13 protein-coding genes and 1 pseudogene are annotated in these 16,516 nt (G+C 34.3%); 8 read left to right on the top strand and 6 right to left on the bottom strand.

Going from position 1 to position 16,516, the window contains the following annotated elements; all coding sequences use genetic code 11:
• Nucleotides 1–46 precede the first annotated feature (46 nt).
• Together C7437_RS03780 and rlmN are read left to right on the top strand one after the other, a co-directional pair.
• On the top strand, nucleotides 47–3,649 hold the full coding sequence (locus tag C7437_RS03780) for a dynamin family protein (protein ID WP_111438290.1): 3,603 nt from the start codon (nucleotides 47–49) through the stop codon (nucleotides 3,647–3,649).
• 149 nt (nucleotides 3,650–3,798) lie between these two features.
• On the top strand, nucleotides 3,799–4,866 hold the full coding sequence (gene rlmN / locus C7437_RS03775) for a dual-specificity RNA methyltransferase RlmN (protein ID WP_111438289.1): 1,068 nt from the start codon (nucleotides 3,799–3,801) through the stop codon (nucleotides 4,864–4,866).
• A gap of 174 nt (nucleotides 4,867–5,040) precedes the next feature.
• Here rlmN and ytzI read toward each other — a convergent pair whose 3' ends face one another.
• Together ytzI and C7437_RS17435 are read right to left on the bottom strand one after the other, a co-directional pair.
• Nucleotides 5,041–5,199, bottom strand: coding sequence for a YtzI protein (ytzI, locus tag C7437_RS03770; protein ID WP_111438288.1), 159 nt, complete (start codon nucleotides 5,197–5,199; stop codon nucleotides 5,041–5,043).
• Nucleotides 5,200–5,362: 163 nt separating this feature from the next.
• The gene (locus tag C7437_RS17435; RefSeq protein ID WP_111438986.1) at nucleotides 5,363–5,521 is read right to left on the bottom strand and encodes a diguanylate cyclase; all 159 of its coding nucleotides are present in this window, start codon (nucleotides 5,519–5,521) and stop codon (nucleotides 5,363–5,365) included.
• 311 nt (nucleotides 5,522–5,832) lie between these two features.
• On the opposite strand from C7437_RS17435, the gene C7437_RS03760 reads away from it, so the two are divergent.
• Genes C7437_RS03760 through C7437_RS03750 form a run of 3 tightly spaced genes read left to right on the top strand, consistent with a single transcriptional unit; the run spans nucleotide 5,833 to nucleotide 8,681 of the window.
• Entirely contained in the window at nucleotides 5,833–6,840 is a 1,008-nt protein-coding gene (locus C7437_RS03760) for an ABC transporter substrate-binding protein (RefSeq protein WP_111438287.1), read from the top strand.
• Nucleotides 6,841–6,871: 31 nt separating this feature from the next.
• Nucleotides 6,872–7,891 carry an ABC transporter permease gene (locus C7437_RS03755; RefSeq protein ID WP_111438286.1) on the top strand — a complete coding sequence of 340 codons (1,020 nt, stop codon included), beginning with the start codon at nucleotides 6,872–6,874 and terminating at the stop codon, nucleotides 7,889–7,891.
• Nucleotides 7,884–8,681, top strand: coding sequence for an ABC transporter ATP-binding protein (locus C7437_RS03750; RefSeq protein WP_111438285.1), 798 nt, complete (start codon nucleotides 7,884–7,886; stop codon nucleotides 8,679–8,681). The genes C7437_RS03755 and C7437_RS03750 overlap by 8 nt, the downstream gene beginning before the upstream one ends.
• Nucleotides 8,682–9,100: 419 nt before the next feature.
• Here the strand turns inward: C7437_RS03750 and C7437_RS03745 are convergent, their stop codons facing one another.
• Entirely contained in the window at nucleotides 9,101–10,588 is a 1,488-nt protein-coding gene (locus C7437_RS03745) for a catalase (RefSeq protein WP_111438284.1), read from the bottom strand.
• A 172-nt stretch (nucleotides 10,589–10,760) separates the two neighbouring features.
• Nucleotides 10,761–12,023: a threonine ammonia-lyase IlvA gene (gene ilvA, locus C7437_RS03740; RefSeq protein ID WP_111438283.1), complete on the bottom strand. Its 1,263-nt coding sequence runs from the start codon at nucleotides 12,021–12,023 to the stop codon at nucleotides 10,761–10,763.
• Between the two features lie 228 nt (nucleotides 12,024–12,251).
• On the opposite strand from ilvA, the gene C7437_RS03735 reads away from it, so the two are divergent.
• From C7437_RS03735 to C7437_RS03725, 3 genes and pseudogenes are all read left to right on the top strand, one after another.
• Nucleotides 12,252–12,800: an NADPH-dependent FMN reductase gene (locus tag C7437_RS03735; RefSeq protein WP_211309971.1), complete on the top strand. Its 549-nt coding sequence runs from the start codon at nucleotides 12,252–12,254 to the stop codon at nucleotides 12,798–12,800.
• Between the two features lie 130 nt (nucleotides 12,801–12,930).
• Entirely contained in the window at nucleotides 12,931–13,854 is a 924-nt protein-coding gene (locus tag C7437_RS03730) for a DMT family transporter (protein ID WP_111438282.1), read from the top strand.
• Nucleotides 13,851–14,600, top strand: a pseudogene (locus tag C7437_RS03725) (IclR family transcriptional regulator). The gene C7437_RS03730 and the pseudogene C7437_RS03725 overlap by 4 nt, the downstream one beginning before the upstream one ends.
• A gap of 44 nt (nucleotides 14,601–14,644) precedes the next feature.
• Here the strand turns inward: C7437_RS03725 and C7437_RS03720 are convergent.
• Nucleotides 14,645–15,634, bottom strand: coding sequence for a 5-oxoprolinase subunit C family protein (locus tag C7437_RS03720; protein WP_111438281.1), 990 nt, complete (start codon nucleotides 15,632–15,634; stop codon nucleotides 14,645–14,647).
• A complete protein-coding gene (gene pxpB, locus C7437_RS03715; RefSeq protein ID WP_425450549.1) occupies nucleotides 15,634–16,365 on the bottom strand; it encodes a 5-oxoprolinase subunit PxpB in 732 nt (243 codons plus the stop codon). The genes C7437_RS03720 and pxpB overlap by 1 nt, the downstream gene beginning before the upstream one ends.
• Between the last annotated feature and the right edge of the window lie 151 nt (nucleotides 16,366–16,516).

Below are 16,516 nucleotides of genomic sequence, written 5' to 3'. Positions count from 1 at the left end.
CTATGATAGAGTTACATTGCTAAACATAAAGGAGCTTATATTTTTAATGAAGAATAAAGAAAAAATACAACAGATAAAAGAACAAAATGCTTTACTTGCAACATTATTTAAAAAAAATCAAGATGAAGAACGTTTTGCTAAGGCAAAATTATTTGCAGAAAAATTAGAAAAAGAAGCATTTACGATAGCGTTTGCAGGTCATTTTTCTGCAGGGAAATCTAGTATGATCAATGCATTAGTAGATGAACCAATCCTTCCTACTAGTCCAATACCAACTTCTGCAAATATCGTTACAGTGAAAAAAACAAACGACAATTATGCACTTGTTCACTTTGTAGATCGAGCTCCGGTCAAATTTTCTGGGGAATATGATATACGATTAGTAAAAAAATATTCCAAAGATGGAAGTAAAGTTTCGCAAATTGAAATAGGTCATCAAATGTCTAAATTACCTGAAGGAATTACAGTTATGGATACACCAGGTGTAGACTCAACGGATGATGCACACCGTGTTTCCACAGAATCTGCACTACATCTAGCTGATATTGTTTTTTATGTAATGGATTATAATCATGTTCAATCAGAACTTAATTTTCAATTTACAAAGCAATTACTTCATTATAATGAAAATATCTATTTAATAGTTAACCAAGTAGATAAACATCGTGAAGAAGAGTTATCGTTTGAAACATTTAAGCAATCCGTAACAGATGCATTCAATGCTTGGTCAGTTTATCCTAAAGACATATTTTTCACTTCATTAAAAGACCCAAGTATAAAGCATAATGATTTTCCAAAAGTCCAACAACTGGTGTTGGATTCAATTGTAAACAAAGAAGAATATTTCATCACATCTTCTACTGCTACACTGGAGAAGCTTTCAGATGAACATGAACAATTTTTAATAGATGAGAAGGCAATGTGTTTAGAAACTTTTGAAGAGCAGTTGACTAGCGAAGAATTTGACAACAAAGAAGAGATAAAAGAGCAATTAGAAATTTCGACAAAACAAACAGAATTACAAGATATTTCATTATGGAAAAAATCATTTGAAGAAAATAGAAAATCTATTTTAGAAAATGCATCCATTATGCCATTTGAATTGAGAGAAGCTCTTAAATTATTTGCGGAAAGTAAGCAAAATACATTTAAAATAGGATTCATTGGAAGCAAAAAGAAAACAGAAGAAGAGCGACAAAAAAGAATGGAAGAAGTAAATCAACTTCTTCAAAAAGTTGTATCCACTAACATTATTGTTCACCTAAATAAATTGATGAAAACTATGTTAAAAGATGTGTCTTTATTATCAGAAGAAAAGGCTATTGAAATTGATTCGTTTGTTTATACGATGCCATCATCCCTATTCACAGAAACTCTTCATGAAGGTGCCAATGTGACGGGTGATGCCCTGCTCCATTATGCAAATCGAGTTCGTGACGCGGTAAATCGATTCTTCATAAAAGAGTCGGATCAATGGAAAGATGACATGATTCAATTCTTACATGAAAATCCATTAGAAGTAACAGAACAGGCGGAACAAAAAGTACAATTATTAAATCAAAAAATATTAGCAATACAGGCACTAGAAGAAATCGAAGGAAAGATTAGTGCATTCGAAAAATCTGTCAAAACACCATCACTTACAGTTCGTAAAGAAAGAGATGAGCTTACAAACAGGTGGGCAGAAGAAAGTAGCACTTTTGAAAGTTCAATTACTGAATATAATCCAGAAGAAGTAGAAAAAGAAGAAGAGGCCAAAGAGATACTATTAGAGGAAAAGGAACAACAAGAGGACACATATATTTCTCCAACTGCTGTATTACAACGTGCAAACAAACTTTCAGAACTGTTAACAGTATTACCTGAGTTTAAGGAAGCTGCGAGTATGATTAAAAGAAAGGCACTACGAGTGGAAAAACAGCAATTTACTATTGCTCTTTTTGGAGCTTTTAGTGCAGGGAAATCTAGCTTTTCAAATGCCTTAATGGGTGCAAATGTTCTACCGGTTTCACCAAATCCAACAACTGCTGCTATTAATAAAATTCATCCTGTTTCTGAGAATCATCCCCATAATACAGCGGATGTGAAATTAAAGACAAAAGAACAATTATTAGAAGACGTAACTTATGCGTATAGTCAGCTTGGTATCTCTATTAGCTCTTTAGAAGAAGCTTATGATCAAGCAAGTCATGTGTTAAAGCAAGCGGTATCAGAAGAAGTGCATAAATCGTTTATTGTCGCGTTTTATAAAGGATATCCAACTTTCCAAAATCAATTAGGAGAAGTTCTTCGTGTAAGTGGAGAAGAATTTGGTCAATATGTAGCGGAAGAATCAAGAAGTTGTTTCGTTGATTTCATTGATTTTTATTACGATTGTGAATTGACTAGATTAGGAGTCACTCTTGTTGATACACCAGGAGCAGATTCTATTAATGCTAGACATACTGGAGTCGCATTTGACTATATTCGAAACGCAGATGCTGTTCTATTTGTCACTTACTTTAATCATGCTTTTGCAAAAGCAGACCGTGAATTTTTAATCCAACTTGGTCGTGTAAAAGATGCGTTTGAATTAGATAAGATGTTTTTCGTAGTGAATGCAATTGACCTAGCTGAGAATGACGAAGAAGCTACCTTAGTAAAAGAATATGTTCAAGGAGAATTGCAACGATTCGGCATTAGATTCCCAAGAGTATATGGTGTCTCTAGTTTACAAGGGTTAAAAGAAAAAGAACAAAATGTTCCACTACACGAGGGTATGAGTGAATTTGAAGTTGACTTCCATCAATTTTTAGAAAAAGATTTAAAACAAATTGCAGTGACTTCTCTTGATGAAGAAGTAAGTCGTCAACAAAACAGTTTACACACATTAATCGTGCAAACGGAAACAAATTTAACGAGAAAAGAAGACAGACTGCAGGAACTACGTGTCCAAGAACAAAATATTCGTAAAAGATATGCACATTCAAAATCTGCGACAATTGCGCAAGAATCTAAACAAGAAGTAGACACATTAATATATTATTTACTACAAAGAGTCTACTACCGTTTCAATGAGTTTTTTAAAGAAGCATATAATCCTTCTTTGTTCGCTAATAATGCGTCTAATGTTGCTTTATCGTTTGCGTTGCAAGATGTATTAAAAATGCTGCGTTTCGATTTAGAACAAGAATTGAGAGTAACAAACTTCCGCGTGTTTCAATTTATTCAAAAACAATTGAAACAATTAGAGAAAGAAGAATTACGTGTATTGAAAGATTGGAATGATAGTTTTACATTTACTCCTCATGAAAGTGAAAATCGAGATATGTTAGAATTCGTAGGACCTTTTGAAAACGTCACACCATATGAGAATGTAAAATCATATTATAAAAATAATAAATCATTCTTTGAAAAAAATGAAAAAGAGAAATTAAGAGATGCACTTTCTGAACAAACAAAAGTGGAAGCAGATGCCTATTTACAAGCAGAAAGAGAGCGTTTATTTGTATGGACTGAACAGTATGTAGATTTAGAAGCAGAAACAGTTCGTTTAAAATGGTTAAGTGAATCAATCGCTCAAATTGATGCGGAAAGAAAATTACTTGAACAAGAAGAGACGTTAATGAAGTGGAAAGAAATTTACGCATTGATTTCTAAAGAAGGATGAGCTCAAATTTGGTTGTTGACTGGATTCGTGAGAACGAGGTAGAAACAAATTAATATCTTTTCATTTTAAAGTTGTGTATAATTAGTTGTCATGTGTAGGAAACTATAGTATAATAGGCAAATTGTATACGCAAGAAATGAGGAGTATTAATGAAAAAATCCATATATGGTCTAACTAGAGACCAATTAATAGAGTGGCTAGAAGGTCAAGGTCAAAAAAAATTCAGAGCTGAACAGGTTTGGGATTGGTTATACCAAAAAAGAGTGAAAAGTTTTGATGAAATGAAGAATGTGAACAAAGATTGTCTTACACTATTAAATGAAAACTTTGTAATTCAGACATTAGAAGAATCGGTTATGCAAGAATCTGCGGATGGGACGATTAAATTTTTGTTTAAAATGCAAGATGGCAATTTAATCGAAACTGTTTTAATGCGTTTCCATTATGGTCTATCTGTTTGTGTAACGACACAAGTGGGATGTAATATTGGCTGTAGTTTTTGTGCGAGTGGATTATTGAAGAAAAGTCGTGACCTAGATGCTGGTGAAATTGTTGGCCAAATTATGAAAGTACAAGAATATTTAGATGCAGCTAATGTAGGAGAACGTGTAAGTCATATAGTCGTGATGGGTATCGGAGAACCATTTGATAACTATAAGAACTTGATGAACTTCTTACATGTTGTAAATGATCAAAAAGGTCTTTCTATTGGTGCACGACACATTACAGTATCAACAAGTGGACTAGCTAAGAAAATTATGGATTTTGCTGATGAAAATATTCAAGTCAATTTAGCGGTTTCACTTCATGCGCCAAACGATGAAATTCGTACGAAAATTATGGTAATTAATAAAGCATTCCCGGTTGAAAAAGTGATGGCGGCAGTTGATTACTATTTAGAGAAAACAAATCGTCGTATTACATTTGAGTACATTTTGTTACGAGATGTCAACGATCATTTAGAAGAAGCAATTGAGTTAGCGAAACTACTTGAAAACAAACGTCACTTGTCTTATGTGAATTTAATACCATACAACCCAGTGGACGAACACGGTCAGTATCAACGTAGTACTCCAGAAGCAATCGATGCATTCTTCCAAATGTTGAAGAAAAAAGGTATCAACTGTGGAGTTCGTACAGAACAAGGTACTGATATTGATGCAGCGTGTGGTCAATTACGAAGCAAACAAATCAAAAAAGAAAAAACGACTGTATAAAGAAAAGCGGAAGCGCCTATCTCTGCCCCGACAGGCAAATGGGGAATCGCGAGGAGGCAGCTCCTCAGCCACCACAGCGATTTCACATTTGACCCCGAGGGGCAAGGCGCTGGAGCTAGACAGATACTAATTTTATACTTTCTTACGGTATAAAGAAAAACGCATCGCCATATGCTATGGCTGATGCGTTTTTTTCTTTTCATCCAGATCAATTTGTTGGTTAGGGATTTCGTCAATTGTATGCTTATAAGAATAGCCTCTTTTGATTGTAAAAAATACAAGGCCTAATACAAGTAGAAAAATAAATCCAGAAGCAATAAATACGCCAATCATAAAAAAATTCCCTCCAAATATCTATCCTGTATGGATATCATAGCACATTTTAGCAGAAACAAGGGGAAGCAATTGGGTAATTACTGCCTTCTAATTGTGTATAATTTCTTAGCAATATTGTTTACATGGAGCTAATTTTATTATCATGATAAAATCAGCTCCGTCAATAGGCAACGAATTCTGTTTCAGTCGCTTGCTTTCTTAATACATCTGCTAATTTCACTATGACTTTATCACCATTTTCAAAACCGTAAACATCGTTGTATGGTTTGAAATTATCTATATCGAAGTATAAAATAGTTAATTCCTCATCAGATTCAATATTTTTTTGAAGTTACTGTTCAATACTGATATTACCTGGTAGTTCGGGTAGTGGGTTTAAATGTTTTGCATCTACTTTCATATAATTTCTACTCATTATTGCGGAAATCGGCTTTTTGCTATATAGACTATACCTATAGGGGCCACTAAATTTTAAGTACATCTTAGTTTTCTTTAAATTCTGATATAATATTTGATAGAAGTTCCTAATGTTATTGACTGTTAGTTCAATGCAGTGTAATATAGCTTTAAATTCTCACTTTCTCGAGTTGATTCGCTAGTGAGTATGGTATTTTTATAGGGGGAAAAAAGATGAAGAATATTTATAAGAGTTGGTCATTATTATTTTTAGGAATTGTATTATTTTTAGCAGCATGTGGGGATAGTTCTAGTTCAACTTCTGAGACAAAAGAAAAAGAAGGAACTAGTACAGAAAAAGTTGAAAAAGTAACAATTGGAGTAACTCAAATTGTAGAGCATCCTTCGTTAAATGCAGCATTTGAAGGGTTCCAAAAAGCAATTGAGGATGCAGGTATTCAAGCAGACTATAAAATTGAAAATGCGCAAAATGATAATAGTGCTAATACAACCATCGCAAATAATTTAGTAAGTTCAGGAGTAGATTTAATATTTGCTAACTCGACTCCTAGTGCTCAAGCTGTTGCAGGTTTAACAAAAGACATTCCGATTGTATTTACATCAGTTACGGATGCAGTAAGTGCGGAATTAGTTCAATCTATGGAAAGTCCAGGGGCGAATGTAACTGGAACTGTGGATACACAACCAGATGCAATTCCTAGTACAATAGCATTTTTAAAAGATGAATTAGGTGCTAAAAATGTAGGAATGGTATTCAATGCTGGAGAGCAAAATTCTCGTGCACAAGTAGATGCTGTGAAAGAACAAATGACTGCAGTCGGATTAAATGTAGTCGAAGCTTCTGTTTCTACTTCTGCTGAAGTAAAACAAGCAACAGAATCATTAATCGGTAAAGTAGACTCTCTATACATCATTACAGATAACACGGTTGTATCGGCTCTTGAATCAGTTATTGCTGTTGCAAATGATAACAAATTACCAATGATGGTTGGTGAGTTTGATTCAGTTAAACGTGGTGGACTTGGTGCTTATGGATTTGAATATTTTGATATCGGTTATGAAGCAGGAGAAATGGCAGTTAAAATTTTAAATGGCGAAAGTACACCAGCTGAATTACCAGTTCAATACCCACAAAATTTACGTTTTGTACTTAATCAATCTACAGTAGATGCTTTAGGTATTGAAGTAAAAGAAGAGTGGAATTCGGAATTTATTGAATAGATTTGTAGAATAGATAGGAGAATGGTTTTTTATGTTTACTGCTATATTTGGTTCTGTTGAGCAAGGGATTATCTATGCAATTATGGCACTCGGAGTGTATCTTACATTCCGAGTGTTGGATTTTCCTGATTTAACTGTAGATGGTAGTTTCGTTACAGGTGCTGCAACTGCCGCTACAATGATTATTTTAGGTTACCATCCAGCAATAGCGACAATTGTTGCTATCTTGGCTGGTTTTATAGCAGGGTGTATTACAGGGATTTTACATACCAAAGGAAAGATTAATCCTTTACTTGCTGGAATATTAATGATGATTGCTTTATATTCTATAAATCTTCGTATTATGGGTCTAACAGTTGAGAATTCTATAGGTAGACCTAATATTCCTTTATTAAATGCAGAAACGCTATTTAGCCAATTTTATAGTTGGTGGGAAACTTTAGGTATAGATGAAGCAATTAATAATTTCTTGTCGGGTCTTGGAGTTACGTATCTACCAGCAACATGGGGAACAATAGTAATTATAGCTATTTTAGTTCTCATCCTAAAACTAATAGTAGATTGGTTCTTGAAAACAGAAGTAGGCCTAGCCATTCGTGCAACAGGAGATAATAAGAAAATGATCAGAAGCTTCTCAGCAAATACTGATAACTACGTCATAATGGGACTTGGAATTTCAAATGCATTAGTCGCTTTTTCAGGTGCTTTAATTGCGCAATATTCCAAGTTTGCAGATATTGGAATGGGAATTGGGATGATTGTAATCGGTCTTGCTTCAGTCATCATCGGAGAAGCGATATTTGGGACAAAAACAATTGTTCGTACTACTCTTGCAGTAATTGCAGGTGCGATTATTTATCGTATAGTGTTAGCTTTAGCACTTCGAATTGAATTGCTAGATACAGGCGATATGAAATTAATTACAGCTATCATTGTAATTATCGCTTTAGTATTACCTCAATATTTCGATAAGCGAAGAGAGAGAAATAGAAAAGCAAAGCGCATTGCTGATCGACTTGCAACTAAAGAGGAGGCGAGCGACCATGCTTAAACTACAATCAATCAATAAAATTTTTAATGAAGCAACTGCAGATGAGAAAATAGCGTTAGATCACATTAACTTGGAATTAAAAGCGGGAGACTTTGTTACCGTGATCGGCAGTAATGGAGCAGGGAAGTCAACAATGTTAAACATGATTTCCGGTGCACTTACACCTGATTCAGGGGATATTGTCGTTGATGGAAAAAAGGTGACAAAGCTTCCAGAATTTAAACGATCGGAATTAATAGGACGTGTTTTCCAGGATCCGATGTCGGGTACTGCACCCACGATGACGATTGAAGAAAACCTTGCACTAGCTTATTCTCGCAATAAGAAACGCGGGCTAAAAATTGGCGTTGATAAAAAGAGAAGAGAGTATTTCAAACAATCATTAGAGATTTTGCATTTAAATTTAGAAAATCGTCTAAATGCAAAAGTAGGAATGTTATCTGGTGGAGAGAGACAAGCGCTGTCACTTTTAATGGCAACGTTCACAAAACCATCTATTTTACTTCTAGATGAGCATACTGCCGCTTTAGATCCATCAAGAGCTGAATTAATAACTAATATAACAAAGCAGCTAGTAGAGAAAGATCAGTTAACGACTTTAATGGTTACGCATAATATGCAACAAGCATTGGACCTAGGAAATCGTTTAATCATGATGGATAAGGGACAGATAATTTTAGAAGTCAAAGAAGCAGATAAACAAGACTTGACCATTGCTAAATTAATGGATGAATTCCAACGTATTCGTGGAGAAAAACTGACAAGTGATCGTACGTTGTTATCTGTATAAGAAAAGAAGAGGAGCTATGTGACTTTGTCGCATAGCTCTTCTTCAGTTTTTGATTATTTTATAAAGTGGTGGACCAGTCATGTTTTTTCTAGATCTCTCTGGAGAGAAAATAAAAAAATCCAGCCAAGCTCTCTTATTTTAGAATCGAATGCCCCGATAGTCGGTGGCTAAAACAAGAAAGCGCTCCTTAATCGAACCTGCCAATAAAATAATCACCAAAATCATAAATGGGCAAAACTCACATACGACATATTTTAAAATAAGTGCAAAAATAGGAGGGAAGTCTCTTTTGGCACTTATTTTGGGATAAGTCGTATAGCCATTTTTGCTATTTTTTATAAAGCATGATTTATAAATTAAATCGAAATATTAAAACAGAAAAAGGACAGCAATTTGCTGTCCTTTTTACTATTAAACTATTAAGCCATAGCAGCTTCGACATTGCCCCATGGAATATTCATTGCTTCTGCAATACCTTTTCCGTAAGCAGGGTCAGCTTTGTAGCAGTTAATAATGTGACGAACTTTGATAAATTCTTCTACGCCATCCATATTACGAGCAGTATTTTCAAACAATACTTGTTGTTTTTCAGGAGTCATTAGATTGAATAGTTTACCTGGTTGTTCATAGTAGTTATCATCATCTTCACGGTAATCCCATTGAGTTGCTCCGCCATTGATAGGTAGTACAGGCTCTTTGTATTTCGGTTGTTCTTTCCATTGACCATAACTATTTGGTTCATAAGGTATTGTACCGCCTAAGTTACCATCTACACGCATTGCACCATCTCTATGGAAAGAATGTACAGGACATTTAGGTTGGTTAACTGGAATTTGCTGATGGTTAACACCTAAACGATAACGTTGAGCATCCGAGTATGAGAATAAACGAGCTTGTAACATTCTATCAGGTGAGTGGCTTATACCAGGAACAATGCTACCTGGTGAGAAAGCAACTTGTTCTACTTCTGCAAAATAGTTTTCAGGATTACGGTTTAATTCCCATTCTCCAACTTCGATAAGAGGGAAATCTTTTTTATACCAAACTTTTGTTAAGTCAAATGGATTGTAAGGCATGTTATTTGCTTGTTCTTCCGTCATTACTTGGATGAACATTTTCCATTTAGGGAAGTTACCTTGTTCGATATTTTCATAAAGATCACGTTGGCTACTTTCACGGTCTTTACCAACTAATTCTTCTGCTTCTTGATCTGTTAAATTTTCGATACCTTGTTGTGAGCGCATATGGAATTTAACCCAAACACGTTCATTGTTTGCGTTGATCATACTAAATGTATGACTACCAAACCCGTGCATATTACGGTATGAATTTGGTAATCCTCGATCACTCATTACGATCGTAACTTGGTGAAGTGCTTCCGGTAAAGAAGTCCAGAAATCCCAGTTACTATTAGCGCTACGCATACCCGTACGTGGGTCACGTTTAATAGCGTGGTTTAAGTCAGGGAATTGAAGTGGATCACGGAAGAAGAATACTGGTGTGTTGTTACCAACTAAATCCCAGTTACCTTGTTCTGTGTAAAAGCGCATAGCGAATCCACGAATATCACGTTCTGCATCAGCAGCTCCACGCTCACCAGCTACAGTTGAGAAACGAACGAACATGTCAGTTTCTTTTCCGATTTCTGAGAAAATTGCAGCTGACGTATATTGTGAAATATCATGTGTAACAGTAAATTTACCATATGCTCCAGAACCTTTAGCGTGCATACGACGTTCTGGAATTACTTCTCTGTTGAAGTTTGCTAATTTTTCAAGTAACCATACATCTTGTACCAATAGCGGGCCTCTTGGACCAGCAGATTGAGAATTTTGGTTGTCTACAACTGGGGCTCCAGCAGCAGTCGTCAATAGATTTTTTTCTTGGCTGTTTAGGTTTTCTGTCATTAACAATTCCCCCTAGATTAGAATACTTATTATTCAATAATAATTATAACAAAGCGGCGGAAAATTTGTCAATATTAATAGTTTTCTTTTTATTAAGTTTGTAATTTATTAAGTTAGTTAATAAATTACAAACTTGAAGCATTGATACTTCAGTGTTTTGAGGTTAGTATGATTAAATTAATAAATCAAATAATGTACTATCTTTATTTACTTCTTTATAAGAAAAGTTATTCTCATTCATTCGAGAAATAAGGCCATCATAGTCTTTGCTATTTTTTAGCTCAATACCGACAAGTGCAGGACCACTTTCTTTATTGTTTTTCTTTGTGTATTCAAAAGTAGTGATATCATCGTCGGGTCCAAGTACTTTATCTAAGAATTGGCGAAGGGCACCAGCTCTTTGTGGAAAATTAACAATGAAATAATAAAGTAATCCTTCATATATAGAAGACTTTTCTTTTATTTCTTGCATTCTACCAATATCATTATTTCCTCCACTAATTACACAAACTACGGATTTTCCTTTAATCTGATCTTTGTAAAAATCAAGTGCCGCGATAGAAAGTGCACCAGCGGGTTCTGCAATGATTGCGTGTTTATTATATAAATCTAAAATCGTCGTACATACTTTCCCTTCAGGTACTAATAGGATATCATCGACATATTTTTTACTCACTTCATATGGTAATTTACCTACACGTTGAACTGCTGCACCATCCACGAATTTATCAATTTTTTGTAATGTAATAGGACCATTATTTTCGAATGCAGCTTTCATACTTCCTGCACCCGCTGGTTCTACACCAATCATTTTCGTTTGTGGGGATAAGTTCTTTATGTAAGCGGATAATCCAGATATTAGACCACCTCCACCAATACTAGCGAAAACGAAGTCAATAGGTTCTTCCATATCATTCATAATCTCTACTGCTACAGTTCCTTGACCTGCAATAATTTCTGGGTCATCAAAAGGATGGATGAAAATTCGATCTTCATCGTTTGCGTAGATTATTGCACTAGCAGCCGTGTCATCAAAAGTATCTCCTTCAAGAATTATTTCGACAAATTCACGACCAAACATTCTTACCTGATCAATTTTTTGTTTTGGAGTCGTAAGGGGCATGAAAATTTTAGCAATGATTTTCAATTGCGAACAGGCATAAGCAACACCTTGTGCATGATTTCCTGCACTAGCACAAACTACTCCTTTTTCACGAGCTGCAGTTTCTATTGTTTTAATTTTATAGTAGGCACCTCGTAATTTGAACGAGCGAACATGCTGTAAATCTTCTCTTTTAATATAGATTGTAGCACCATATTTTTCAGATAAAGCTTCATTTTTTTGTAAAGGTGTATGTACAACCACATCTTTTAAAAAGTGATGGGCAATTAAAACGTTTTCTACTTGAACGGAATTCGTGTTTTTAACTTGCATAATGGTATTGACAACCTCCAATTTAATTAAACATTACTATATTTTATCACACTATTACTTTAACTTGCTATAATATAACTTGAGAATTCTAAATTATGTAACAGTTTGTGAATGAAATTAGAATTTATTATTAGGTGAGCAAAATACAGGTATACCATTTATAGCTCGTGATATACTAATAACCATATTAATCAGTTAAATATCTCAATAGAAAGAAGAGAATTGTAAATGGCTATCAAAGTTACTGCAATAATTGGAAGTAATAGAAAAGAATCATATAACTTAAAATTAGTGAATTATATGAAGAATCGTTATGCAGGGAAATTAGACATTGAAATTGCATCAATTAATGATGTAGAAATGTTCAGTGCAGATATTGAAGAAAACCCGCCTAAAGGGGCCATGGATTTTAAATTGAAAGTTCGTAATGCAGAAGCTGTATTATTTGCAGTTCCGGAATACAACTTCTCTATTCCTGGTGCTTTAAAAAATGCAATTGATTGGATGAGTCGCAGTGGATTAGATCTATTAGGTAAACCTTCATTTATCATAGGTTCTTCTATGGGTGTGTTAGGAAGCGTGCGTGCACAAATGCACTTGCGTGAAATTATTTCAAACCCTAAATTACAACCAAAACTACTTCCAGGAAATGAAGTATATATTGGAGCTATTCACACAAAAATGAACGAACAGAATGACCTTACTGATGAAGCAACAGTTGCGTTCTTAGATTCAGTAGTAGAAAACTTTATTAAATATTATAATGAAGTAAAATAACAGGAACCATAAAAAAACATGAACACTGTGAGTCCTCAGTGTTCATGTTTTTTTATGTTCACAATTATTTAAAAAGTGTATAGTAGATTTATATATTTGGATTGTTTAGTTTTGAAGGGAAGTTGAAAGAGTGAGTAAATTATTTACAAAAACGACAATTGCACTTATATTTCTGGTTGTTGTTTGGGGTGCAAGTTGGCCAATTTATAAGTTAGCTTTACAATATACCCCACCTTTATTATTTTCAGGACTTCGAGCAACAATTGGTGGAATTTTATTAGGCGTTTTATTGTTTAAGAGACGAGATAAGATTAATTGGAATAAAAACTGGAAATTATATGTGATTTCCGCTTTATTTAATACTTTTCTATTTTTTGGAATACAAACTGTTGGCCTTAATTATTTACCTGGTGGCTTATTTTCTATTCTTGTCTATTTTCAACCAGTTTTACTTGGGTTATTTGCTTGGATATGGTTGGGTGAATTTATGACGCCATTGAAAATTGTAGGATTATTAATAGGGTTCATTGGGATTGTCATCGTTAGTTTAGATGGATTAACTTTTCATGTTTCTGTCATTGGTGTCTCTTTAGGGTTAATATCTGCAGTATGTTGGGCATTGGGAGTTATTTTTGTCAAGAAAGTTAGCGATACAGTCGATCCGTATTGGATGGTTTCATTACAAAGTATAATCGGGGGTATAGCTCTTTTAGGTACAGGAACACTTTTTGAAAAATGGTCGGATATAATTTGGAATAGTCGTTATATGGTTGGATTAAGTTATGGTGCCATTTTTGGTATTTCATTGACGTTTCTTATTTATTACAAACTGATAAATGAAGGGGAAGCTAGTAAAGTTGGTTCGTTTACATTTTTAGTACCAATTATCGCAGTTATTTTAGGGGCAGTTTTCTTAGATGAACCCGTAACATATCTATTAATTGTTGGATTAATATTAGTTGGGTTAAGTATTCTTATTGTTAATTATAAAAGTAAGGAAAAGCTTGAGAATACATTTAAGAATAATGTTCACCAGATTAAGGAGGGCTTATGAAAAATAAAACAGTTGTTCGTTCTATGGATATATTAAACCTATTTATTGATCATGCGGCTTTAACGTTTCAAGAAATTATAGAACTGTCAAATATCCCTAAAACTTCAGTATATCGAATGCTAATCTCTTTAGAGGAAATGGGTTTTGTTGTAAAAGGTAATGATACAAAATATCGTTTAGGTCTCTTATTTCTTACATTTGGAAACCTTGTTTCTTCGAGACTAGATATTAGACAGCTTGCATTTCCGATTATGCAAGATTTGCATAAAGAATTAAAAGAGGCTATTAATTTAATAGTCAGAGAAGGCGATGAAGCAATTTACATTGAGAAAGTGGATAATTATCAAAAAGTTTGATTATACACTGCAATCGGAAGAAGGAGCCCATTTTATGCAGGAGCTTGTTCACGCGTGCTATTATCTTTTTTACCAGATAATGAAATTGCCACTTATTTAGAAAGCGTGGAATTAAGGACTATTGCAATGGGGACAATTACAGATAAAGAAAAACTAGTAGAAAGTATTCAAAATGCAAGAGAAAATGGATACACGATAAGTCATTCGGAATTAGAAAATCATACATCGGCAATTGCAGCACCTATTTTCAATCATAAAGGGGAAGTAATCGCAGGAATCAGTATCGCAGGAATTGAAGCTAATTATCAAAATGAAAATGAACCTATTTTTGCTAAAAAAGCAATGGATGCTGCTAATGAAATTTCTAAAAGATTAGGGTATCTCAAATAAGTGGAAATCCCTCTATTCTAGTTTCGAATAGAGGGATTTTATTTTTATTCATTAAAAACTTTATTGTGTATTGCTTTTTTTATGTTATGAATAAACTTCTCTTTTTTGATTAACAAGTTCTCTGCTTCCAGTATCGTAACTTCTTTGAAACGAATGGTTGCTGTTGGTTGAAGTTGTGCGAGACTTGGTAAATCTGCAGTAATAACTTGTCCTATTTTAGGATAACCCCCAGTAGTCTGTCTATCTGCCATAAGAATGATTGGTTGTCCACTTGTCGGAATTTGTATTGTTCCAAAAGTAACGCCTTCGGACAACAACTCAAAACTTTCTGAAAGTGAGAGGGGAGGGCCTTCTAAACGATAGCCCATGCGATCGGACTGTAAGGTAACGATATAAGGTTTCTCAAATAAAGTATGTTGGCTTTCTTTATCAAAGAGCTGGAATTCAGTTCCTTTTAGGATTTGAATGACTTGATTTTGGTTAAGGTTAATAATTTCATTAAAATTAATTGACCAATTAATTGACTTTTTATCTAATCGCTGAAACAATTCCTGGCTATAATCAGTCGGCTCTCCAAATGAAAGAATGTCTCCTTTTTGAATCGCTCTACCTTCTAACCCACCAATCTTTGCTCTAAGGTATGTACTTTTACTTTCCATAATAATTGGTGTACTGATTCCTCCAGCAAAAGCAATATATGCTCTACTTCCTTGGATTGCAGATTTAAATTTTAAAATTGAATTTTTTTTAATAAGTACAGGACGCCATAAAGGCGCATTTACTCCGTCAATTGTAGTTTGGAAATCTCCCCCAGTTATTGCGATTAACGTATCATCTTCAAAATGAAGAGTTGTACCGTATAAAGTAATTTCAAGACAAGCTTCATCTTCCATATTGCCTACTAGTATATTTGCAATTCTTAAAGAATAACTATCCATTGCTCCGCTAACAATAACTCCATACTTTTGCGAACCATATCTCCCGATATCTTGAATTGTTGTCAATAAACCAGCGTTAAGTACTTTTACTGTCATTATTTCATCTCCTTATAGTCTGTGTATTCACTTGGAGATATAGGAACAAATCGAATTCTGTCCCCCGCTTGTAATAAAGTCGGAGGAGACATATGTGGAAGAAACAAATCAAGTGGAGTACGTCCGATAATTTGCCATCCTCCAGGGGTTTCCAAAGAATATATACCGGTTTGTTTGCCAGCAATTCCTACTGATCCTGGTTGAATGGATAATCTCGGCGTGGCTTTTCGTGGAGTTGCTATTCGTGTATCCATCCCACCCATAAAAGGAAAACCGGGCGCAAAACCAAGCATATAAACTAAACATTCACTTTCGGAATGAATTTGAATGACATTTTCTGTCGTCATATTATGAAAATTGGCTACATGCTCTAAATCAGGACCGAATTCTCCTCCGTAACATACTGGGATAGTGACAATCTTAAAATCTTCCTTTTTATTCACTTTCATCTGTTGAACTAAGTCATTCATATAGGAACTGACTATTTCAAAAGCGGTTAAACTGCTCTTTTGTGAAATATGTATAACATATGGATTGTAGTAAACGGTAATATTATTATAGGCAGGTACATACTCAATAAATCCTTTAAAAGGCTGACTAGTTAAAAGTTCAGAAAGGTTTTTAACTGTCTCATGTATAGCGGGGTCTATACCATCTCCAAGCTGTACTATAAGTGCAGAATCTCCCAATGATTTTATGTTGACTTCTATGTGATGTTTGGGCATATTCATCGCTCCTTTAGTTTCGAATTTCGGTATTAATGTTCTTAATAATGGATCATAACAATTATTATAATTCTCCAAAATTAAATTACAAGTCTAAATAGCCCTTTAACTATAAAAGATAAAGTTCTAAAAAAAAATCTATTCAGAAAAATCTAAT

The organism is Psychrobacillus insolitus, assembly GCF_003254155.1.
In the GTDB taxonomy this organism is placed as follows: domain Bacteria; phylum Bacillota; class Bacilli; order Bacillales_A; family Planococcaceae; genus Psychrobacillus; species Psychrobacillus insolitus.
This window is presented reverse-complemented; position numbering and strand designations above follow the sequence as displayed.

Bases quoted from the DNA above. Each gene is read 5' to 3' on its own strand.
- C7437_RS03760 (WP_111438287.1), top strand. From the start codon at position 5,833: ATGAAGAATATTTATAAGAGTTGGTCATTATTATTTTTAGGAATTGTA.
- rlmN (WP_111438289.1), top strand. From the start codon at position 3,799: ATGAAAAAATCCATATATGGTCTAACTAGAGACCAATTAATAGAGTGG.
- C7437_RS03755 (WP_111438286.1), top strand. From the start codon at position 6,872: ATGTTTACTGCTATATTTGGTTCTGTTGAGCAAGGGATTATCTATGCA.
- pxpB (WP_425450549.1), bottom strand. From the start codon at position 16,365: ATGAATATGCCCAAACATCACATAGAAGTCAACATAAAATCATTGGGA.
- C7437_RS03750 (WP_111438285.1), top strand. From the start codon at position 7,884: ATGCTTAAACTACAATCAATCAATAAAATTTTTAATGAAGCAACTGCA.
- C7437_RS03780 (WP_111438290.1), top strand. From the start codon at position 47: ATGAAGAATAAAGAAAAAATACAACAGATAAAAGAACAAAATGCTTTA.
- C7437_RS03720 (WP_111438281.1), bottom strand. From the start codon at position 15,634: ATGACAGTAAAAGTACTTAACGCTGGTTTATTGACAACAATTCAAGAT.
- ytzI (WP_111438288.1), bottom strand. From the start codon at position 5,199: ATGATTGGCGTATTTATTGCTTCTGGATTTATTTTTCTACTTGTATTA.
- C7437_RS03745 (WP_111438284.1), bottom strand. From the start codon at position 10,588: ATGACAGAAAACCTAAACAGCCAAGAAAAAAATCTATTGACGACTGCT.
- ilvA (WP_111438283.1), bottom strand. From the start codon at position 12,023: ATGCAAGTTAAAAACACGAATTCCGTTCAAGTAGAAAACGTTTTAATT.
- C7437_RS03735 (WP_211309971.1), top strand. From the start codon at position 12,252: ATGGCTATCAAAGTTACTGCAATAATTGGAAGTAATAGAAAAGAATCA.